Genomic DNA, 21540 nt, shown 5'->3' with positions numbered 1-21540 from the left:
GTTCGGGGCGTCCGTACGACGCACGAGGCGATCGGCGCCTCGAGTACGACCAGCATAGCGTGCACATGCCCGGATCAGCGAGGGCCGGGTGGTTCTCCCCGCGCATGCGAGGATTCCGGGGTGCGCATGCGAACCGTCCTGTTGACCACCGCGATGGCCCTGGTGGCCGTCCTCGGCACCGCCGGCTGCGCCGAGGCCGCCACGACGAGCGCGGCCGCCAGCTACCGGAACCTGCCGACCTCGGGCCGTGTGGACTATCAGCTCGGCGGCGGCTACACCCCGCCGTCCGGCGTCACGATCGTCGAGCGGGACAGCACCGACCGCCCGGCGAAGGGCAAGTACAACATCTGCTACGTCAACGGGTTCCAGACGCAGCCCGAGGCCGCCCGCACCTGGAAGAAGTCCTACCCGTCGGCGATCCTCCGCGACCGCGCTGGCAAGCCGGTCTCTGACCCGGGGTGGCCCGACGAGATGCTCCTCGACACCCGGACGGCGGCCAAGCGTGCCCTGATCACGAAGGTGCTCGCGAAGACCGTTGCCCGCTGCGCTGACCGCGGGTTCGACGCGGTCGAGTTCGACAACCTCGACTCCTGGACCCGCAGTGGCAAGCGGCTCACCCGGTCTGGCAACCTGGCGCTCGCGAAGTCGCTCGTCGCCAAGGGACACCGGCACGGCCTGGCCGTCGGGCAGAAGAACACACCGCAGCTCGGGGCGTCCGGCCGGAAGCAGACCGGGTTCGACTTCGTCGTCGCCGAGGAGTGCGTGCAGTACCGGGAGTGCGCGGCGTACACGAAGGCCTACGGCGGGCGGGTCATCGACGTGGAGTACTCGGACACCCTCAAGCGCTCGTGGGGGTCGGTGTGCACGCTGAAGAGCCGTCCGGCCATGACCATCCTGCGCGACCGCGACCTGGTGACCCCGAAGGACGACGCGTACGTCTACAAGCGCTGCTGATCGCTCGGGCGTTCCTTCCCAGAACGCGTGCGATGCCTGGTCGAATCGGGCGGAGCGGGTCGGAACTCCCGACCGGGTACGCCCGGAACGACCGGGTACGCCCGGAAGCGCCAGCCAGCCGGGCCAGCCCCGCGCAGCCTTACGCTGGCCAGGCCTCGCGCAACGCGGTCGCGGCCTGGTCCGCCGACAGCCCCGCCGAGCGCGCCGCGCCGGCCAGGGCACGAGCGGCCTCGGCCACGGCGTCCGGGACCGCTGCCGGCCGCACCACCCGGGTGCCGGCGCCCCGTGCGGTGTGCACGAGCCCGGCTTCCTCGAGCAGCTGGTAGGCCTTCGCGACGGTGCCGGCGGCGAGGCCGAGCTCGTCCGCCAGCCCCCGCACGCTCGGCAGCCGTTCGCCGTCCACCAGGTACCCGGCGGCGATCTGCGCGGCGATCTGCGATCGGACCTGCTCGAACGGGGGCACGCGGCCGCCGACGTCGAGCGCGACGAGTCCTGTCATGCGTTCCACCCTAGAAGTCGTACTGCTCGCCGACGGGGATCGGGACCGGCACGGTGTTCCCCGGAGGGGCGAGCGGGCACGCCCACGCCGGGTCGTACGCGCACGACGGGTTGTAGGCGAAGTTGAAGTCGAGCACGAGCGACCCGAGGTCGTCGCCGCCCAGGTCCGAGCCCTTGATGGTGTCGAGCAGGTAGCGGCCGCCGCCGTAGGTGCCGCGGGCCTTGCCGGCGCTGGCGTCCTTGACGGGTACGAACACCCCGCCCGCGTAGCCGCCGTGCTTCCAGACGTCGAGGGTGCCGACACCGGGGACCCGCACCAGGCCGAGGCGGTCGAAGTGGACGACGCCGTCGGTGCCGGTCTCGAAGTCGAACTCGGCTGGCTCCGTGGCCTCGATGCGGACCTGGAAGCGCCAGGCGGGGTCGTAGTCCGGCACCGGCAGGGACTCGAAGTCGCGGGCATCCTCGTCGAGCAGTGGCGATGCCGGGTGGTCCGCGAACATCGCGTCGCGGGTCTCCCGCCAGAGCGCGTGCGCCGTCTGGGGGTCCGGCGTCGCGCGGACACGGCGGTACAGGTCGAACGTCATCCGCCGCCAATCCGTCGTCGCCAGCGTGCTGCGCACACGGTCGTCGGTCGTCGGCTCCTGGGGGCGCGTCTGGCTCACGTGGACGAGGCTACGCCCGCTGCGCGGTGGACGGGAGGCCCGACCCGCGTCGCGTCACGCGCCGTCGGTCCGCCAGGTGGGCGCGAGGGCACGCATCCGGAACGCCCGCCACTGCCAGATGACCCACATGCCGGGCCACAGGGCGAGGCCGAGGGCGGCCGGTCGCATGCGGTAGGTCAGGCGGTCGAGCAGCAGGGTCCGGGCACCCGGTGCGGGGAGGACGGCCATCCGGTGCGACATCGTCATCCGGCCGAACAGCCCGGACGTGCCACCGCCGTTGTCGCGCTGCACGGGGACCCCCTGGACCTCGTACAGGTCGAGGTCGACGTGCGTGTCGCCGCTCGGTACCAGGCCGAAGGCGTCCGCGGTGATCGGGTGCGGGTGACCGGGTTCCCACCGCTCGGGGAACCCCTGCGGATCGCGGGAGCGGTACGCCAGGAAGGGCTTCGTCACCGCCACCATCACGGACGGGGACAGCAGGGCGTCGCGCACGGCCTCGACCGGCGCGTCGAGGACGATCCGGAGGCCGACGTGCATGCCGCTGACGCTACGCCCGCGGGCTGGGCGCTGCTCCGTGCGTCGCCGATGCGGGCATCACACCCGTCGCGGCGCGGGGATCAGGCGTGCCGGGCCGACCGGCGGCGGGACCCCTCGGCGCGGTCGTGCCGGCGGAGCCGCTCGGCCAGTCCGAGCCGGACGGCCGGCCACTCCGACGCGATGACCGAGAAGACCACGGTGTCGCGCAGGGTGCCGTCTCGGCCGATCGCGTGGTTCCGGAGCACGCCGTCCTGCTTGGCGCCGAGGCCCGCGATGGCCGCGCGCGACTGCAGGTTGTGCCAGTGGGTGCGGAACTCGACCGCGATGCACTGCCACGCCTCGAACGCGTGCGAGAGCATGAGCAGCTTCGACTCGGTGTTGATCCCCGAGCGCTGGGCGGACTTCGCCAGGAACGTGCTGCCGATCTCGACGTGACGGTTGCCCGTGTCGATGTTCATGAAGGTCGTCGCGCCCACCACCCGCCCGGTCGGGCGGTCCCGCACGGCGAAGGGCACCATGCGGCCGGCCTCGTGCTCGGCGAGCCGCCGGTCGATCTCGGCCTCGACCTGTGCCGGAGCGGGCACCGAGGTGTACCAGGTGCGCCACAGATCGCCGTCCGCGACCGCCGCCCGCAGGTCTTCCGCGTGCTCCTGCCCGAGGGGCTCGAGGGTCACACGGTCGCCGGTCAGGGTGGGCACGGGGGCGATCTCCATGACCATGCATCCTACGGTCGCCGACCCTGGCGGAACCCGGTCGGACGGCGACCCTGTGGAGAGGGACAGCATCGCCCGGACAGCTATCGTGACGGACGTGGCAGAACGCACCCAGGAGAAGTACCAGGTCCGGTTCGCGTGGGGTCCCGGAGGCGCGGCACGCATCGCCCACGGCACCCACCTGCTCGTCTGGGTCGACGCCCTGCCGCCGAGCCCCGACGCCGCCGCGCAGCGGCGCGCGCTCCGGAACGTGAGCGCCCAGCTGCCGGAGGGTCCGGAGGTCGTGCTCGGCCACCTCGGCAACGCGGCGGCGGTCGCGGAACGGGTGACGGGCCTCCAGGCCGCACGTGGTGACCGATGCGTCGTCGCGATCGTGGCCGCCGGGCTGCACCACACCGCGACCCTCGACGACGCGGCCGAGGCGGCGGGGGAGTCCGTCGACGTCGCCGACGCACCCGACTTCGCCGTCGAGGACCTGCTCGCCGCCGGAGCCGTCGTCGACGCACTCACCGAGGTCGGCATCGACCACACCTCGCCCGAGGCCGCTGCGGCCTGCGCGGCGTACACGGGGCTCCGCCGTGCCGTGCGGCACCTGGTCAGCGCGTCCGAGGGAGCCGCCGTCCTGAGCCGGGACGACGTGCACGCGGCGCTCGCCGCAGGCCCCGACCTGCCCGTCCTGCGGGAATCGGGGGAGCGCGCGTAGCGTTCGCCCCGTCACGGAACCAGCGAGCGAAGGAGCAACGCCATGAAGGCAGTCGTCGGCGACACGGTGATCGCGGAGGCCCGGGAAGAGGACCTCATCAAGATCGAGGGCAACTGGTACTTCCCGCCGTCGAGCGTGCACACCGAGCTCTTCACCGAGAGCCCCACCCAGTACCACTGCCCGTGGAAGGGCGACACCCAGTACTTCACGGTGAACGTGGACGGCCAGGCGCTGCAGGACCGCGCGTGGTCGTACCCGACGCCGATCCCGTCGTCGTTCGAGCGTGTCGGCAAGGACTACTCGGGCTACGTCGCGTTCTGGAAGGACGTCCAGGTCGTCGCGTGACGACCGCCGCGCCCTGACCGGTGTGCCTCAGCCGGTCAGGGTGAGCACCACCAGCGCGATGTTGAGCGCCACGATGACCGCCGCGATCACCCACGCCACCACGCGGGTGATCGCGGCGTTCACGTCGGTGCCCATCACGCTCCGCCGTGACGTGTAGACCACGAGCGGCACGATCGCGAAGGCGATCCCGAAGCTCAGCACCACCTGGCTGACGACGAGCAGCATCGTCGCGTCGATGTGCAGCGCGAGCAGCACGATCGCGGGCACCAGGGTGATCGCCCGCCGGGCCACCAGCGGGATCCGCACGTGCAGCAGCCCCTGCATGATCTCCGCCCCGGCCATGCAGCCCACCGAGGTCGAGGCCAGTCCGGACGCCAGCAGTCCGACGGCGAAGAGGACCCCGACGACCGGGCCCACGTTCTCGGCGATGGCCCGCTGCGCCCCGGGGATCGAGTCGGTGCCCGCGACGCCCGGCAGGGTGGCCGCGGCGAGGACGAGCATCGCGATGTTCACCCCACCGGCGACGATCAGGGCGAGCCCGACGTCCCACCGGGTCGCGACGAGCACCCGGCGACGCTCCGGCCCGGCGGGGACGTCCCCGTGACGGTCCCGGGCGAGCGCCGAGTGCAGGTACACGGCGTGCGGCATCACGGTCGCGCCGAGCATCGAGGCCGCGAGCAGCACCGACCCGGCGCCCTCGAACCGCGGCACGAGCCCGGCGACCAGGTCGGCCGGTGTGACCCGGGCGAACAGCAGCCCGGCGCAGAAGCCCACCGTCAGGATCGCGAGCATCGCCGTCACCACGGTCTCGAACAGGCGCGTGCCCCGGCGGCTGTGCAGGGTCAGCAGCAGCATCGAGACGAGCCCGGTGATGATCCCGCCGACCACGAGCGGCAGGTCGAAGAGCAGGTAGAGGGCCAGCGCGCCTCCGATGACCTCGGCGATGTCGGTCGCTGCCGCCACGATCTCGGCCTGGCCCCAGAACAGCAGGCGCGGCGCGCGCCGCATCCGCAGGCCCAGGTGTTCGGGCAGCGACTTGCCCGTCACCACCCCGAGCTTGGCGGACAGGTACTGCACCACCACGGCGCTGGCGTTCGCGGCCACGAGCACCCAGAGCAGCAGGTAGCCGTACTCGGCCCCGGCGGTCAGGTTGGCGGCGACGTTGCCCGGGTCGACGTAGGCGATGGCTGCGACGAAGGCCGGTCCGAGCAGGGTGAGGCCGGCTGCACGACGACGCGGGGCGCCGGGTGGGCGCTCGTCGAGCCGGGTGCTGGCAGTGTCGGTCATGCACCGATCCTGCCAGAGGATTCGGTGTGCCGAATCTTTTTCTTCGCCGATGCTGCGTTCGGTGGCCACCACGCCCGTGAGCGTGCCTCGGGCGGTCGCGATCCGTCGGCTGGGATGCCGTCGAGCGACGGTTGGTGACCACACGGCAGAGGCGAGCGGGGTGTCGTGACCGCTCGCGGAGGGCGGACGGGAGGCCCGTGGCGGCGCTGCCACGCGCCTCCCGGCCGGTGGCTGGTCGCGACTCGTCGCTTGCGTTGCGTCGAGTGGTCGCGATCCGTCGGCTGCGCCGCCGTCGGGCGACGGTTGGTGACCGCTCGGCGGAGGCGAGCGGGGTGTCGTGACCGCTCGCGGAAGGCGGACTGGAGGCCCGTGGCGGCGCTGCCACGCGCCTCCCGGCCGGTGGCTGGTCGCGACTCGTCGCTTGCGTCGCGTCGGCTGGTCACGACCGGTCGGCTGCGAGGCCGTCGGGCGACGGTTGGTGACCGCTCGGCGGAGGCGAGCGGGGTGTCGTGACCGCTCGCGGAGGGCGGACGGGAGGCGGTCAGGCCGTGCTCAGTGCCTGCTCACTCCGCTGCCCGGCGGGCGCGGTGCGCCCGGACCTTCGCACGGTTGCCGCACCGCTGCATCGAGCACCAGCGCCGGGTCCCGCCGCGCGACGAGTCGTAGAACACCAGGCCGCAGTCCTCGGCCGAGCAGCGGCTCAGCCGGGTCGGGCGGCCGTCGGCCTCGACGTCGTCGAAGCCGACCTCGGTGAAGAGCGCGACGGCGTCGCGCGCGACGCTCGACAGGGCCTGGGCCAGGCGGACCCGGTTGGCTCCGGCGCGGCGTCGGCCACCGGGGAGGCTCGGGGGCACGTCCGGCAGGGCGGCGAACAGGTTGACGGTGTCGATGTCGTCGGGCGCGGGGCGCGTGCGGCCGGCTCCGGCGCGCAGGCCCGCCGCCACGGCGGTGCGCTCGGCGGCCGTGCTCGCCGGCGCGGGGGCGGCGGCGACGGCCAACCGGGCGATCGCGGCGCGCAGGGCGCGGGCGTCCTGCAGCTCGCGGCCGCTGGCGCCGACGTCGATCGGCTCGGTGTGCTCGCTGAGCCACTCGTCCAGGTCGGCCGGGCTCGCGAGCAGTTCGCCGAGCTGCGACCGCGGGCGTCGTCCGGCGGAGTCGTCGGCGAAGCCACCCGTGTGCGCGAAGTCGAGCGCGATCCGTCCGGCGTCGAAGAACCAGGAGGAACCGGCGTCCGTGCGGATGTGCTGCCCCGTGTGCATCCGTCCAGGCTAACGGGTTACCGGCGCGCCTCCGTGCGTCGGGCACCTCATGCGGTAGTCGACGCCATCGTGGCCGCGTCGTCGTCCGCGGTCCGGCGCCGCCAGGTGATGACGTTCCGGGCGTCGAACCGTCGGGAGCAGCGGGCACAGGCCAGGGGGCGTGTGGGGGTGCGGTACCGGAAGTGCTCGTGGCCCGCGGGGCAGCTGCCGATCCACGGTGCGAGCTCGCTGGCGATCGGCCCGTCGTGCAGGCGGGAGCCGGTGTACCCGATCGACGCGGCCGTGCGCTTCCACTTCGGTCCGTGTGCCGCCCGTGCGCCGGCGAGGGCGTGGGCGACCTCGTGCAGCAGGACCTGCTCGACGTCGTGGTCGGAGAACCGGGTGGCCAGGTGACGGCTCACGGTGATCCGCTTCCGCGCGAAGTCGCACTGGCCGGCACGGGTCTTCGCGTGGTCGAACCCGAACGCCCAGGTGCCGGCGCCGAGGTGTTCTGCGATCAGGGCCTCGGCGCGGAGCCGGACGGTCTCGAGCGCGGTCACTGCTCGGCGCGCGGGTCGGCCTGGCCCTTCTTCGCTGCCCGGGCCGCGATCCGACCCCAGATGTCGTCGGCCTCGGTCCGCGCGGCGTCGGGAGCACCGAGCACGCGACGGCGGATCGGCGGGACCTGCTTCACCGGCTCGGCGACGCGGGTGACGGGTTCGTCGTCCTCGGCGCGACGGGCGGCGACCTCGCGGGCCGTCCGGGGCTTGTCCGACGGTTCCGCCGGGTGCGTGATGGCGGCACGCATCGCGGCCTCGACCGCGGTGCGCAGGGCGTCGGTGCGCTCCGACGGCGCCCCCGCCTGGCGGAAGGCCTGGTACGCCCGCGACAGGGCGGCGCGCGCCTCGTCGAAGCGGTCGTTCTCGAACAGCGACCAGCCCTCGATCTCGGCGGCGGCACCTTCGAGTTCCGGCCACTCCTCGGTGGCGGCGGTGTCGCGGGCCATGGCGGCTTCGTTGGCGGCGCGGTCGTGGCGCCCCAGGTCGTGCAGGACGTGCGCACGACGGATCCGTGCGGCGACCTTGTCCTGGCGCTCCCCGGTGAACATCGCGAGACGGAACACCTCTTCCGCGATGACGAGCGACTCGTCCAGACGACCGAGCAGACGGAGCAGCTCGGCCCGTTCGGCGAGGGCGTCGGTGCTGCGGCTCTGGCCGAGGTCGCGGAGCCGCTGGTGCACGGCGTCGACGTCGACCGCGGGTCGCAGGCTGATGGGCGCGAAGGTGCTGCCCGGGCTGACCCCGGCCGTCACGGGAGCCGCGTGGCGCGGTTCACGGGAACGGTCGGACGGGTCGGGCAGCTGGCGGTCGTCGGGCGGGAGGGACATCGGTTCGAGGGTAGCCGCGGTCTGCAGGGAGCCGTCGGTGCGACGCGCTCAGGTTGCGCGGGTGCGGCGGTCCGGGGTGCCCGGCGGAACGACCGACGGCCCGCCGTGCCGGAGCACGACGGGCCGTCCGGAGCGGTCGATCAGGAGTTGGCGGCCACCGCGGCGGCAGCGGCCACGCCGACGTAGGTGACCAGCGTCGCGATCGTGGCGACGACGGCCAGGACGATCGCGAAGATGCCCCAGCCGCGACCACGCTTGGTCACGGCGGCGATGATGCCCTGCACGAGCGCCCAGAGCCCGAGGATCGCGGCGACGCCGGCGATCACCGCACCGACACCGATCTGCGAGATGACGGCCGGGTCGTTCATGAGCTGACGCTGCAGCTCCTGCTGGTCCGGGGTCGCACCGCTGCTCGGGACGAGGTTGTTGATCGCGTCGCTGTTGGCGAGCGCCGACCCCATCACGTACCCACCGATGACGCCGATCACGAGCGCGGCGAGTCCGAGGACGAACGCCACCACACCGAGGGTCTTCTTCTTGGGCTTCGGCTCGTCGTAGCTCTGCCAGGCCGGGGCACCGGAGTGCGACGGCGCGGCGGCGTACGGCTGCTGGTCGTGGCCCTGCTCGTGACGCTGCTGGTCGTTCCAGCTCGGCGTGCTCGACGGCTGGTCGTACTGCTGCTGCCCGTACTGACCCTGCTGCTCGCCGTTCGGCTGGCCGTACTGCTGCTGGCCCTGCCCGTACTGCTCGCCGTACTGCGGGGTCGAGGTCGGCGTCGGGTCCACCCGCTCGCCGTACCGCGGGGCGTCGGCGTCGGGCCGCTGCTGCGGGGCGTCGCCCCAGCTCGGCGCCTGGCCGTCGCCCGTCCGGTCCTGGTCGTTCCGGTCGTCGTTCGTCATCAGGGTTCCCATCGCTCGGTCGCGCACCTGCGCGGTCGTTCAGACCATCCTGACAGCCGGACCGGCCGAGCGCCCGAAGTCCGTCCCCGGCGAGGCCCCGCGCGGGCGTCAGCCCCCGAACACGCTCCGGTTCGGCTCGGGGGACGCGACCGCCGTCTGGTCGGTGACGATCGGCGCTCCGGCGATGAACGAGCGGAGCTCCGCACCGTGCACGACCTTCGCCGGCATCGGGTCCGACGAGTACCGCCTGGGCATGTCCGCCACCGGCAGGTCGGTCGGCGAGCCGAGCAGCACGATGTTGCCGAACCGTCGGCCCTTGAGCATCCCGGTGTCCGCGACCGCGGCGACCGAGGGCAGCACCGACTGCAGGGTCGACGCCTGTCCGCGGGCGAAGGCCAGCCCGGCGCCGTCGGCCACGTTCACCGCGACGATGCCCGTCGGCGACAGGAACGCGGCGACCTCGCGGTAGAACTCGACGCTCGTCACGTGGGCGGGGATCTGCGAACCGCCGAACACGTCCACCACCGCCAGGTCCACCGTGCCGCGCAGGCCGGCGGGCAGCTTGCCGAGGACCTCGCGGGCGTCGCCGTACCGCACCCGGATCGAGGCGCCGCGGGGGAACGGCAGGGCCTCGCGCACGTGCTCGACCAGGTCGCGCTCGAGCTCGATGACCTGCTGCCGCGAACCCGGACGCGTCACGGCGACGTAGCGGGGCAGGGTCAGTGCCCCGGCGCCCAGGTGCAGCGCCGTGACCGGGCCGTCGGGCAGCAGGTCGATTGCGTGCCCGATCCGCCGGATGTACTCGAACGCCAGGTGCGTCGGGTCCTCGAGGTCCACGTGCGACTGCGGGGTGCCGTCCACCACCAGGGTGAAGGACCCCGGCCGGTGCCGGTCCGGCTCCACCACCGAGTACCCCGCACCGATCCGGAACCCGTCGAACGCATCAGCCATGCCATCAATGGAACACCACCGCGATCACCACCCGCGTCCCCACCCCTGGTTGGTGTGCCCGGGGGACACCCGGAACGAGGCTGATCCCACCGGTCGGAACACCCCGCCGGACCACCTCGAAAGGCACACCATGTCGGTCCAGCTCCTCGCGAACGTGCTCATCGGCCTCGCCCTCGTCGGCCTCCTGGCGTACCGGCAGGCGACCTGGCGCTCCCTCGACCCGGCGCGCATCTGGCGCGGACCGCTCGTCATGGCGATCGTCGGGGTGGTCGTCCTCGCGCAGACCACGACGACCGTCACCACCACCGACGTCGTGTTCCTCGGCCTCGAGGCCCTGCTCACCGTCGCCGTCGGCCTGGCCATGGGGGCCATGACCCGGTTCCGCACCGTGACGACACCGGACGACAAGGGCCGGACCCTGCAGTCCCGCACCGGTTGGCTCGGCGCCGGCCTCTGGATCGTCCTCATCGCCGCCCGCATCGGCCTCGACGTCCTCGGCGGCCACCTCGGAGCGCACCTGCTCACCTCGACCGGCACGATCCTGCTCGTGCTCGCCCTGAACCGAGCCGCCCGCGCCCTGGTCGTCGACCAGCGCATCCCCCGCGGGACCGACCGCCCGGCGACCGCCGGCCGCGGCATGATGGTGCGGTGAGCCTGCCGACCGAACCGGAGCGGACCGACCCCGCCGGGGTCCGGTCCCGCTCCGGCGTCTCGTGGCTGCTCAACGGCGTGGGCATCGCCGTGGTCGCCTTCTGGTTCGTCCGGAACGGCGTCCTGCTCCACCACCCCGCGTGGGTCTGGGTCCTCGGGGCCGCTGCGCTCGCCGCCTGGGCCGTCCGTGAAGGGGCACGCACACCCCGGGTCCTCGTCGCCGCAGCCGGCGTGATGGTCGCCGCCGGATCGCTCACCGTGGTGCCGACCGACTCGCTGCTGGTCGTGCCGGTGATCGTCGGGCTCGTCGTCCTCGGTGCCGACCTCCGCCTGCCGGTCTGGACGGCCGCGGTCGCCGCGCTCGCCGCCGTCGTGGTGGTCGCCGTCACCGCGACGATCGAGCAGACGTCCGTGCAGTTCGTCCTCGGCGTGAGCGGCGGGCTGCTGCTCGGCGTGCTCGTCGGGTTCAGTCGTCGGCAGGCGCGGCTCACGACGGCGCAGGCCCGCGAGACCGAGCGCCAGCAGCAGCGCGCACGGCTCCTGGCCGACCGGTCGCGGGCGTCCCGGGACATCCACGACGTCCTCGCCCACTCGCTCGGCGGCCTGGTGCTGCAGCTCGACGCGGTCGAGGCCCTGCTCGAGGCCGGCCGCGTCGACGAGGCCACCCGCCGTGCCGGTGACGCCCGCGCGCTCGCCGCCGACGGTCTGGCCGAGGCGCGGCGTGCGGTGCACGCGCTCCGCGACGAGCCGCCGTCCGGACGACCGGCGCCCGACGAGTCCCGGACCCACCGACCGCAGCCCGACCAGCCGGAGCCGACCCGTGCCTCCAGTCCGTCCGCCGACCGCGGGGCGGGCCTGACGGCCCTCGTCGACGCGCACCGCTCGTTCGGCGGCGAGGTCGTGGTGCAGGGCGACGCGACCCTCGCTGTCCTCGACGACGCCCACCGTGCCGCCGTGGTCCAGGTCGTCCGGGAGGCCCTCAGCAACGCCCGCAGGCACGCCCCCGGCCGCCCCGTGTCCCTGTCCGTGATCCGGGACGGCGACGCCGTGGACGTCGTCGTGGCGAACCCGTTGCCCAGCGGCGGCCAGGGGCTGCTCGGGATGCGCGAGCGGTTCGCGGAACTCGGCAGCGAGGCCACGGTCGAGGCCGAGCGTTCCGACGACGAGTTCGTCGTCGCCATGCACCTGCCCGTCGACGGCACGCGCGAGGCGGACACTGCGGACGACGCGGACGGCGCGGACGCGGCGGTCGTCGCCGAGGACGACCGCTCGTGACCATCCGGGTGCTCGTGGTCGACGACCAGGCCATCGTCCGCGACGGCCTGGTGACGGTGCTGTCGCTCGTGCCCGACCTGCGGGTCGTCGGGCAGGCGGCCGACGGGGCCGAGGCGATCGCCGCCGTCGGCCGGGACACACCCGACGTCGTCCTGATGGACCTGCGGATGCCGGGCGTCGACGGGCCGACCGCCACCGCACGGATCGTCGCCGAGCACCCCGGGGTCGCGGTGCTGGTGCTGACGACCTACGCCGACGACGACTCCATCGTCACCGCGATGCGGGCCGGGGCGCGTGGCTACCTGACGAAGGACGCGGGGCGGGCGGAGATCTCGGCCGCGGTGCGTGCGGTGGCCGCGGGGCAGTCGACCTTCGACGCGACGGTGGGAGCGCGGCTCGTGGCACACCTCGTCGGTGGTGCCGGTGCCGGTTCCGGTGGCCCTGCTGCTGCGCCTGCGGAGCCCGATCCCGGCCCGGCGCTCGGTGCGCGGTTCCCGGACCTCACCCCGCGCGAAGTGGACGTCCTCGAGCGCATCGCCGACGGCCGGACGAACCCCGAGATCGCCGCCGAGCTGTTCCTGACGGTGCCCACCGTGAAGTCGTACGTGAACCAGGTCTTCGCGAAGCTCGGGGTCCGCACCCGCGCCGAGGCCGTCGCCCGCGTCCTGCGCTGACCGTCGGCAGTCCGACGTTCTCCCCGGGCGACGCACTCGGGACAGGTGGATGCGTGCACATCGACGGCCAGCGGACGCCAAGACTCGTCGCCTACCGTTGACGCCTGTCGTCACGACGCCCGAGCGTCGATGCGTGTGTGCCCCACACCCCACGCGTCCGCCCGGACACCGTGACCACGACGTGCCCGTGAGCGCCCCCACCGCTCGAGCGTGCGCGCCGTCGGCGTGCTGCTGCGCGCCACCCCTCCGGCCACCCGCGCGCGCTGGCCGTCGAACGCACCGCACCCGATGACGAGTGCACCACTGCTGATCCGCCGCAGGAGACCTCCGTCATGACCGCCGACACCATGAGCGTGCCCACCACACGCCGCACCACCCCGGACCCCCACCGGTCCGGCAGCCGACCCACCCGGGCGATCCGGGCCTCCAGGCCGTTCCACGCCGACCGCGAGGCGGCGCCGACCTGGATGCGCCTCGTCGGCACCGCGCTGTTCGTGGCCGGCGCCGGGCTGTCCGCCGCCGTGCTCGGCTGGCCGGGCGATGCACCCGAGGTCGCGCTCCTGGTGCCGGGACTGCTCGCCGTCGCCCTCGGACTGCTGCTCGTCCTCGCCCGTGCCGGGTTCACCGTCACCGAGCGGCACGTGACCCTGCACTTCCGTCCGCTCCCGCCGCGACGCATCGCGCGCCGGCGGATCACCGACGTCCGTCTGGTCGAGGCGGACGCGGCCACCTACGGCGGGGTCGGCCTGCGGATCCGTCGCGGCGTGCGGGCGCTCATCCTCACGCCGGGGCTCGGGATCGAGCTCACCGACGACCGGGGGCGGGTCACGTTCGTCCGCACGCGGCGTCCCGAGGACGCGTTCCGTGCGCTGGCCGGACTGCCGGGCGGGCCGGGAGGCGCGGATCGCGTCGATCGCGAGCGTCTGGGCTGAGCAGGGGGCGCGTCCGGGCTGCACATCGGATGCGTCTCGGCTGCCTGCGCAGGGGAATGGAAGCGGCGTCCGGCGGCTTATACACGCCACTGCCGAATCCGGTCAAGCCGGGACTGGACAGCACGCCGCGGAGCGAACTATGATGACAGTTCGCGCTCCCTGGCATCCGTGTCGTCATATTTCGGTCGACGCAGAGTTCTGAGACAGAAACTCATCTCGCCCTGGTGCAGCCGGACCCGTATATGGCGGCGGGTACCGCTCACGGAGATCATCCCACACGTGCACCGACGTTCCGCGTCAGGCACGCGTCGGCGTGGTCGCAGGGCTTGCACTCTCAGGGTTCGCCGAGCGATCAATCCACTCACCTACACACTGCTCGTCAGTGTCGGCCCGACGGGGCCTACCGGAGGTCACACCCTTGGCTGCTGCGCCCAACGCATCCACCAACCCCAAGAACGGTCGCAACCACTCGCGACTCTCGTTCGCCAAGATCACGGACACCCTCACGGTTCCTGATCTGCTCGCACTCCAGACGGAGAGCTTCGACTGGCTCGTCGGCAACGACGTCTGGAAGGCCCGCCTCGCCGAAGGGCAGGAGCAGGGTCGCACCGACCTCGCGCTGCACTCGGGGCTCGAGGAGATCTTCGAGGAGATCTCCCCGATCGAGGACCTCGGCGAGACCATGCAGCTCTCGTTCACGGCTCCCGAGCTCGAGGACCCGAAGTACTCGATCGACGACTGCAAGGAGCGCGGCAAGACCTACGCCGCTCCGCTGTACGTCAACGCCGAGTTCATGAACCACATGACGGGTGAGATCAAGACGCAGACGGTCTTCATGGGCGACTTCCCGCTCATGACCGAGCGCGGCACGTTCATCATCAACGGCACCGAGCGCGTCGTCGTGTCGCAGCTCGTCCGTTCGCCCGGCGTGTACTTCGAGCGCCAGCAGGAGAAGACCTCCGACAAGGACATCTACTCGGCGCGGATCATCCCGTCGCGTGGTGCCTGGCTCGAGTTCGAGATCGACAAGCGCGACCAGGTGGGCGTGCGCATCGACCGCAAGCGCAAGCAGTCCGTGACCGTCTTCCTCAAGGCCCTCGGCCTGACGAGCGAAGAGATCATGGACGAGTTCCAGGGCTTCGCGTCGATCGAGTCGACCCTCGAGAAGGACGCCGTCCTCACGAAGGAAGAGGCGCTCAAGGACATCTACCGCAAGCTCCGCCCGGGCGAGCAGGTCGCTGCCGAGGCCGCGCGTGCGCTCCTCGACAACTTCTACTTCAACTCGAAGCGCTACGACCTGGCGAAGGTCGGCCGGTACAAGGTCAACCGCAAGCTCGGCATGGACGCCCCGCTGTCCGACTCGGTCCTCACCGTCAAGGACATCGTCGCGACGATCAAGTACCTGGTGTCGCTGCACGCCGAGCGCACCACGATCGACGGCATCCGTGACGGCGAGCCGGTGCAGCTGCGCCTCGACGTGGACGACATCGACCACTTCGGCAACCGTCGCATCCGCGCCGTCGGCGAGCTCATCCAGAACCAGGTCCGCACGGGTCTGTCCCGCATGGAGCGCGTCGTCCGCGAGCGCATGACCACGCAGGACATCGAGGCGATCACGCCCCAGACGCTCATCAACGTGCGTCCGGTCGTCGCCGCGATCAAGGAGTTCTTCGGGACCTCCCAGCTGTCGCAGTTCATGGACCAGAACAACCCGCTCGCGGGTCTGACGCACAAGCGTCGCCTGTCGGCCCTCGGCCCGGGTGGTCTGTCCCGTGAGCGTGCCGGCGTCGAGGTCCGCGACGTCCACCCGTCGCACTACGGCCGCATGTGCCCGATCGAGACCCCGGAAGGCCCGAACATCGGCCTGATCGGCTCGCTCGCGTCGTTCGGTCGGATCAACTCGTTCGGTTTCATCGAGACCCCGTACCGTCGCGTCGTCGACGGCGAGGTCACGAAGACCATCGACTACCTCACCGCTTCGGAAGAGGACGACTTCGTCGTCGCGCAGGCCAACGCCCCGCTGACGAACGACTTCCACTTCGCCGACGACAAGGTGCTCGTCCGCAAGAAGGGCGGCGAGGTCGAACTCGTCGCCAAGGGCGAGGTCGACTACATGGACGTCTCCCCGCGCCAGATGGTGTCGGTCGCGACGTCGCTCATCCCGTTCCTCGAGCACGACGACGCGAACCGCGCCCTCATGGGTGCGAACATGCAGCGTCAGGCCGTCCCGCTGCTCCGCTCCGAGTCGCCGCTCGTCGGCACCGGCATGGAGGGCTACACGGCCATCGACGCCGGCGACGTCGTCACCGCCGACAAGGCCGGTGTCGTCTCCGAGGTCTCGGCCGACGCCGTCACCCTGCAGCTCGACGAGGGCGGCACGCAGACCTACTACCTGCGCAAGTTCGACCGCTCCAACCAGGGCACGAGCTACAACCACCGCGTCATCGTCTCCGCAGGCGAGCGCGTCGAGCAGGGCGAGGTCATCGCCGACGGTCCCGCGACGGAGAACGGCGAGCTCGCGCTCGGCAAGAACCTCCTCGTCGCGTTCATGCCGTGGGAGGGCTACAACTACGAGGACGCGATGATCCTGTCGCAGAACCTCATCAAGGACGACACGCTCTCCTCGATCCACATCGAGGAGTACGAGGTCGACGCCCGCGACACCAAGCTCGGCAAGGAGGAGATCACCCGTGACCTCCCCAACGTCAGCCCGGACCTGCTGGCCGACCTCGACGAGCGCGGCATCATCCGCATCGGTGCCGAGGTCCGCCCCGGCGACATCCTCGTCGGCAAGGTCACGCCGAAGGGCGAGACCGAGCTGAGCGCCGAGGAGCGTCTGCTCCGTGCCATCTTCAACGAGAAGTCGCGCGAAGTCCGCGACACCTCGCTCAAGGTGCCCCACGGTGAAGAGGGCACGATCATCGGCGTCAAGGTGTTCGACTCGCAGGACGGCGACGACGAGCTCGGCTCGGGCGTCAACCAGCGCGTGGTCGTCTACATCGCCCAGAAGCGCAAGATCACCGCGGGTGACAAGCTCGCCGGTCGTCACGGCAACAAGGGCGTCATCTCGACCATCCTCCCGGTCGAGGACATGCCGTTCCTCGCCGACGGCACCCCCGTCGACATCGTCCTCAACCCGCTCGGCGTCCCCGGCCGCATGAACTTCGGTCAGGTGCTCGAGATCCACCTCGGGTGGCTCGCCAAGCAGGGCTGGAACGTCGAGGGCATCCAGGAGTGGGCCGAGAACCTGCCGGAGGCAGCGCACAGCGCCGAGCCCGGCACCAAGGTCGCCACCCCGGTGTTCGACGGTGCGTACGAGCGCGAGATCGAGGGCCTCCTCGACTCGACCCTCCCGAACCGCGACGGCGAGCGCCTGATCGGCTCGTCCGGCAAGGCGCAGCTCTTCGACGGCCGCTCCGGCGAGCCGTTCCCGGAGCCCGTCTCGGTCGGCTACATGTACATCCTCAAGCTGCACCACCTGGTCGACGACAAGATCCACGCGCGTTCGACCGGTCCGTACTCGATGATCACGCAGCAGCCGCTGGGTGGTAAGGCGCAGTTCGGTGGACAGCGATTCGGTGAGATGGAGGTGTGGGCGCTCGAAGCGTACGGCGCCGCTTACGCCCTCCAGGAGCTCCTGACGATCAAGTCCGACGACATCCTCGGCCGCGTGAAGGTCTACGAGGCGATCGTCAAGGGCGAGAACATCCAGGAGCCCGGTATCCCCGAGTCCTTCAAGGTCCTCATGAAGGAGATGCAGTCGCTCTGCCTGAACGTCGAGGTCCTCTCGGCCGACGGCCAGGCGGTCAGCCTGCGCGACAACGATGACGAGGTCTTCCGCGCTGCGGAGGAGCTGGGCATCAACATCTCCTCGCGGTTCGAGTCGTCCTCCGTCGACGACATCTGATCCCGCCCGTACATCGAAGCCTGAATCAGCAAGAGAGAAGAACATTGCTCGAAGCAACTTCCTTTGACGCCATTCGGATCGGCCTCGCAACCGCCGAGGACATCCGTCAGTGGTCGTACGGCGAGGTCAAGAAGCCGGAGACCATCAACTACCGCACCCTGAAGCCCGAGAAGGACGGTCTGTTCGGCGAGCAGATCTTCGGTCCTTCCCGCGACTGGGAGTGCGCCTGTGGCAAGTACAAGCGTGTCCGGTTCAAGGGCATCGTCTGCGAGCGCTGCGGCGTCGAGGTCACCAAGTCCTCGGTCCGTCGTGAGCGCATGGGCCACATCGAGCTCGCTGCCCCCGTCACGCACATCTGGTACTTCAAGGGCGTCCCGTCGCGCCTCGGGTACCTCCTCGACATGGCGCCGAAGGACCTCGAGAAGGTCATCTACTTCGCGGCGTACATGATCATCGACATCGATGAAGAGGGCCGTCACGCGGACATGCCGGGTCTCGAGAACGAGATGCGTCTCGAGATCAAGACCCTCGAGGGCCAGCGCGACTCGATCATCGCCGACCGCCTCAAGAAGCTCGAGGACGACCTCGCAGCCCTTGAGGAAGAGGGTGCGAAGGCCGACGTCAAGCGCCGCACCAAGGACACCGCCGAGAAGGAGATGTCCCAGGTCCGCAAGTCGTTCGACGAGGACATCACCCGTCTCGAGCGTGTGTGGGAGGACTTCCGCAACCTCAAGGTGGGCGACCTCAAGCCCGAGGACGCCGTCTTCCACGAGCTCCAGGACCGGTTCGGGATCTACTTCGACGCCTACATGGGCGCCGAGGCGATCAAGCTCCGGCTCGAGGCGTTCGACCTGGCCGCCGAGGCCGAGGCGCTGCGTCTGCAGATCGCCGAGGGCAAGGGCCAGAAGAAGATCCGTGCGATCAAGCGTCTGCGCGTCGTCAGCTCCTTCCTCGCCACCGGCAACTCGCCGGCGGCGATGGTGCTCGGCGTCGTGCCGGTCATCCCGCCGGAGCTGCGCCCGATGGTGCAGCTCGACGGTGGCCGGTTCGCCACGTCGGACCTCAACGACCTCTACCGTCGTGTGATCAACCGCAACAACCGTCTCCGCCGCCTGCTCGACCTCGGTGCTCCCGAGATCATCGTGAACAACGAGAAGCGCATGCTGCAGGAAGCCGTCGACGCGCTGTTCGACAACGGTCGTCGCGGACGTCCGGTCACGGGTACCGGCAACCGCGCCCTGAAGTCCCTGAGCGACATGCTCAAGGGCAAGCAGGGTCGTTTCCGCCAGAACCTGCTCGGCAAGCGTGTCGACTACTCGGGCCGTTCGGTCATCATCGTCGGCCCGCAGCTGAAGCTGCACCAGTGTGGTCTGCCCAAGCAGATGGCGCTCGAGCTCTTCAAGCCGTTCGTCATCAAGCGCCTGATCGACCTGTCGCACGCGCAGAACATCAAGTCGGCCAAGCGCATGGTCGAGCGTTCGCGTCCGCAGGTGTGGGACGTGCTCGAGGAGATCATCCGCGAGCGCCCCGTGCTGCTGAACCGTGCGCCGACGCTGCACCGTCTGGGCATCCAGGCGTTCGAGCCGCAGCTCGTCGAGGGCAAGGCCATCCAGCTCCACCCGCTCGTGTGTGCTGCGTTCAACGCGGACTTCGACGGTGACCAGATGGCCGTGCACCTGCCGCTGTCGGTCGAGGCTCAGGCCGAGGCACGCATCCTGATGCTCGCCTCGAACAACATCCTGAAGCCGTCCGACGGCCGCCCGGTGACCCTGCCCGCACAGGACATGATCATCGGTCTGCACCACCTCACGACCGTCCGCGAGGGCGCCGTGGGCGAGGGCCGTGCGTTCTCGTCGGTGGCCGAGGCGATCCTGGCGAACGACCAGCACACGCTGCACCTCAACGCGATGGTGAAGATCCGCATGACGGGTGTCCACTTCGCCGAGGGTGAAGCCCCCGAGGGCTACGAGCAGGGCGACACGCTGCTGCTCGAGACGACCCTGGGCCGTGCGCTCTTCAACGAGACGCTGCCGGCGAACTACCCGTTCGTCCAGAAGGTCACCGACAAGGGCGTGCTCTCCGCGATCGTCAACGACCTCGCCGAGCGCTACTCCAAGACCGAGACGGCCGCTGCGCTGGACCGGATCAAGGACGCCGGCTTCTACTGGGGCACCCGCTCCGGTGTGACCGTCGCCCTGTCGGACGTCGTGACGCCTCCTCGCAAGAAGGAGATCATCGCGGGCTACGAGATCCAGGCCGCCAAGGTGCAGGGCGAGTTCGACAAGGGTCTGATCACCGACTCCGAGCGTCGCGCCGACCTGATCAAGATCTGGACCGAGGCCACCAACGAGATCGCACAGGAGATGCGGGACAACTTCCCCGTCGACAACACGATCAACCGCATGGTGTCGTCCGGTGCTCGTGGTAACTGGCTGCAGGTCCGCAACATCGCCGGTATGCGTGGTCTGGTGAACAACCCGAAGGGCGAGATCATCGCCCGCCCGATCATCAACTCGTACCGCGAGGGCCTGACCGTGGCGGAGTACTTCATCGCCACCCACGGTGCTCGAAAGGGTCTGGCCGACACGGCGCTCCGTACGGCCGACTCCGGCTACCTCACCCGTCGTCTCGTCGACGTCTCCCAGGACGTCATCATCCGCGAGGACGACTGCGGTACGACGCGTGGCCTCGAGCTGCCGATCGCGACCGTGGACGCCGACGGCAAGCTCGTCCGCGACCCGCGCGTCGAGAACACCGTGTACTCCCGCACCCTGGCCACCGAGGCCGTGGACGCCAAGGGCACGGTCGTTGCAGAGGCCGGTGAGGACGTCGGTGACGTGCTCCTCGAGAAGCTGCTGGCAGCCGGTGTCGAGAGCATCAAGGTGCGCTCGGTCCTGACCTGCGAGTCGGCCGTCGGTGTCTGCGCGAAGTGCTACGGCCGTTCGCTCGCCACCGGCAACCTGGTCGACATCGGTGAGGCAGTCGGCATCATCGCCGCGCAGTCCATCGGTGAGCCCGGTACCCAGCTGACGATGCGTACCTTCCACACGGGTGGTTCGGCCTCGGCCGACGACATCACCCAGGGTCTGCCGCGTGTCACGGAGCTCTTCGAGGCGCGTACCCCCAAGGGCGCGTCCCCGATCGCCGAGGCCCCCGGCCGCGTCGTCGTCGAGGACACGGACAAGGGCCGTCGGATCATCCTGACGCCGGACAACGGCGACGAGCCGTTCATCTACCCGGTGCTCAAGCGTGCGACGCTCCTCATCGAGGACAACCAGCACGTCGAGCTCGGCGAGCAGTTCATCGCCGGCACCGTCGACCCGAAGGAAGTCCTCCGGGTCAAGGGCGTCCGAGAGGTCCAGAAGCACCTGGTCAACGGTGTGCAGGACGTCTACGGCTCGCAGGGTGTGCCGATCCACGACAAGCACATCGAGGTCATCGTCCGCCAGATGCTCCGCAAGGTCACCGTCGTCGACCACGGCGACACCGACCTGCTGCCGGGTGAGCTCGTCGACCGGTCGCGCTACAACGCGCTGAACCGTGCGGCGCTGCAGGAGGGTCGCAAGACCGCCTCGGCTCGCCAGGAGGTCATGGGCATCACGAAGGCGTCCCTCGCGACCGAGTCGTGGCTGTCCGCCGCTTCCTTCCAGGAGACCACCCGCGTGCTCACGCAGGCGGCCATGGAGGGCAAGCAGGACCACCTCGTCGGCCTCAAGGAGAACGTCATCATCGGTAAGCTCATCCCTGCCGGGACGGGCCTCAGCCGGTACCGTGACGTGGACGTGAACGCGACCGAAGAGGCGAAGGCGGAGCGGTACCCCAACCGCATCTTCGCTGACGACTCGTCGTTCTCGGACGCCGACCTGAGCTTCGTCGACTTCGACAGCTTCTCGTCGGACGACTTCACGCCGGGCACGTACAACTGAG

19 protein-coding genes are annotated in these 21540 nt (G+C 70.9%); 9 read left to right on the top strand and 10 right to left on the bottom strand.

Annotated elements, in window-relative coordinates:
- The first annotated feature begins 126 nt into the window (after nucleotides 1–126).
- Complete coding sequence (locus tag ACL00U_RS15985) at nucleotides 127–954, top strand: endo alpha-1,4 polygalactosaminidase (protein ID WP_236559495.1); 828 nt, start codon at nucleotides 127–129, stop codon at nucleotides 952–954.
- 139 nt (nucleotides 955–1093) lie between these two features.
- Here ACL00U_RS15985 and ACL00U_RS15980 read toward each other — a convergent pair whose 3' ends face one another.
- The 4 genes from ACL00U_RS15980 to ACL00U_RS15965 form a co-directional block, all read right to left on the bottom strand.
- On the bottom strand, nucleotides 1094–1453 hold the full coding sequence (locus ACL00U_RS15980) for a GntR family transcriptional regulator (protein ID WP_031259158.1): 360 nt from the start codon (nucleotides 1451–1453) through the stop codon (nucleotides 1094–1096).
- Between the two features lie 10 nt (nucleotides 1454–1463).
- The gene (locus ACL00U_RS15975) at nucleotides 1464–2036 is read right to left on the bottom strand and encodes a DUF1684 domain-containing protein (protein ID WP_214563226.1); all 573 of its coding nucleotides are present in this window, start codon (nucleotides 2034–2036) and stop codon (nucleotides 1464–1466) included.
- Between the two features lie 132 nt (nucleotides 2037–2168).
- On the bottom strand, nucleotides 2169–2651 hold the full coding sequence (locus tag ACL00U_RS15970) for a hypothetical protein (protein WP_214584675.1): 483 nt from the start codon (nucleotides 2649–2651) through the stop codon (nucleotides 2169–2171).
- An 80-nt stretch (nucleotides 2652–2731) separates the two neighbouring features.
- Entirely contained in the window at nucleotides 2732–3370 is a 639-nt protein-coding gene (locus ACL00U_RS15965; RefSeq protein ID WP_017885853.1) for a GNAT family N-acetyltransferase, read from the bottom strand.
- A 91-nt stretch (nucleotides 3371–3461) separates the two neighbouring features.
- Here ACL00U_RS15965 and ACL00U_RS15960 point away from each other — a divergent pair, with 91 nt between their 5' ends.
- Both ACL00U_RS15960 and ACL00U_RS15955 read left to right on the top strand, forming a co-directional pair.
- The gene (locus ACL00U_RS15960) at nucleotides 3462–4067 is read left to right on the top strand and encodes a 2-phosphosulfolactate phosphatase (RefSeq protein WP_031259161.1); all 606 of its coding nucleotides are present in this window, start codon (nucleotides 3462–3464) and stop codon (nucleotides 4065–4067) included.
- A 42-nt stretch (nucleotides 4068–4109) separates the two neighbouring features.
- Nucleotides 4110–4412 carry a DUF427 domain-containing protein gene (locus ACL00U_RS15955; protein ID WP_412873604.1) on the top strand — a complete coding sequence of 101 codons (303 nt, stop codon included), beginning with the start codon at nucleotides 4110–4112 and terminating at the stop codon, nucleotides 4410–4412.
- Nucleotides 4413–4439: 27 nt separating this feature from the next.
- Here ACL00U_RS15955 and ACL00U_RS15950 read toward each other — a convergent pair whose 3' ends face one another.
- The 6 genes from ACL00U_RS15950 to ACL00U_RS15925 all read right to left on the bottom strand — a co-directional run bounded on the left by ACL00U_RS15950 (nucleotide 4440) and on the right by ACL00U_RS15925 (nucleotide 10174).
- Nucleotides 4440–5699 (bottom strand): Nramp family divalent metal transporter, encoded by a 1260-nt coding sequence (locus tag ACL00U_RS15950; protein WP_017885856.1) that lies wholly within the window; start codon nucleotides 5697–5699, stop codon nucleotides 4440–4442.
- 563 nt (nucleotides 5700–6262) lie between these two features.
- Entirely contained in the window at nucleotides 6263–6958 is a 696-nt protein-coding gene (locus ACL00U_RS15945; RefSeq protein WP_056072072.1) for a CGNR zinc finger domain-containing protein, read from the bottom strand.
- A gap of 47 nt (nucleotides 6959–7005) precedes the next feature.
- Nucleotides 7006–7497, bottom strand: a complete 492-nt coding sequence (locus tag ACL00U_RS15940; protein ID WP_071250131.1) for a SprT-like domain-containing protein — start codon at nucleotides 7495–7497, stop codon at nucleotides 7006–7008.
- Complete coding sequence (locus ACL00U_RS15935) at nucleotides 7494–8324, bottom strand: hypothetical protein (protein WP_052481644.1); 831 nt, start codon at nucleotides 8322–8324, stop codon at nucleotides 7494–7496. Before ACL00U_RS15935 ends, ACL00U_RS15940 begins: the two co-directional genes overlap by 4 nt.
- A gap of 140 nt (nucleotides 8325–8464) precedes the next feature.
- The gene (locus tag ACL00U_RS15930; RefSeq protein ID WP_259553127.1) at nucleotides 8465–9223 is read right to left on the bottom strand and encodes a DUF308 domain-containing protein; all 759 of its coding nucleotides are present in this window, start codon (nucleotides 9221–9223) and stop codon (nucleotides 8465–8467) included.
- Between the two features lie 108 nt (nucleotides 9224–9331).
- The gene (locus ACL00U_RS15925) at nucleotides 9332–10174 is read right to left on the bottom strand and encodes a spermidine synthase (protein ID WP_017885553.1); all 843 of its coding nucleotides are present in this window, start codon (nucleotides 10172–10174) and stop codon (nucleotides 9332–9334) included.
- A 130-nt stretch (nucleotides 10175–10304) separates the two neighbouring features.
- Here ACL00U_RS15925 and ACL00U_RS15920 point away from each other — a divergent pair, with 130 nt between their 5' ends.
- From ACL00U_RS15920 to rpoC, 6 genes are all read left to right on the top strand, one after another.
- A complete protein-coding gene (locus ACL00U_RS15920; RefSeq protein ID WP_017885552.1) occupies nucleotides 10305–10826 on the top strand; it encodes a hypothetical protein in 522 nt (173 codons plus the stop codon).
- Complete coding sequence (locus ACL00U_RS15915; protein WP_412873603.1) at nucleotides 10823–12100, top strand: sensor histidine kinase; 1278 nt, start codon at nucleotides 10823–10825, stop codon at nucleotides 12098–12100. Before ACL00U_RS15920 ends, ACL00U_RS15915 begins: the two co-directional genes overlap by 4 nt.
- Nucleotides 12097–12774, top strand: a complete 678-nt coding sequence (locus ACL00U_RS15910) for a response regulator transcription factor (RefSeq protein WP_412873602.1) — start codon at nucleotides 12097–12099, stop codon at nucleotides 12772–12774. Before ACL00U_RS15915 ends, ACL00U_RS15910 begins: the two co-directional genes overlap by 4 nt.
- Before the next feature lie 332 nt (nucleotides 12775–13106).
- Nucleotides 13107–13706, top strand: coding sequence for a hypothetical protein (locus tag ACL00U_RS15905; RefSeq protein WP_159556129.1), 600 nt, complete (start codon nucleotides 13107–13109; stop codon nucleotides 13704–13706).
- A 418-nt stretch (nucleotides 13707–14124) separates the two neighbouring features.
- Nucleotides 14125–17613, top strand: coding sequence for a DNA-directed RNA polymerase subunit beta (gene rpoB / locus ACL00U_RS15900; RefSeq protein ID WP_017885548.1), 3489 nt, complete (start codon nucleotides 14125–14127; stop codon nucleotides 17611–17613).
- Nucleotides 17614–17657: 44 nt separating this feature from the next.
- Nucleotides 17658–21539 (top strand): DNA-directed RNA polymerase subunit beta', encoded by a 3882-nt coding sequence (gene rpoC, locus ACL00U_RS15895; protein ID WP_017885547.1) that lies wholly within the window; start codon nucleotides 17658–17660, stop codon nucleotides 21537–21539.
- Nucleotide 21540: the final 1 nt, after the last annotated feature.

Origin of the sequence: Curtobacterium poinsettiae (genome assembly GCF_047226435.1) — a bacterium.
Classification (GTDB): Bacteria; Actinomycetota; Actinomycetes; order Actinomycetales; family Microbacteriaceae; genus Curtobacterium; species Curtobacterium poinsettiae.
Note: the sequence above shows the minus strand (reverse complement) of the source record. Positions and strands in the feature narration are given on the sequence as shown.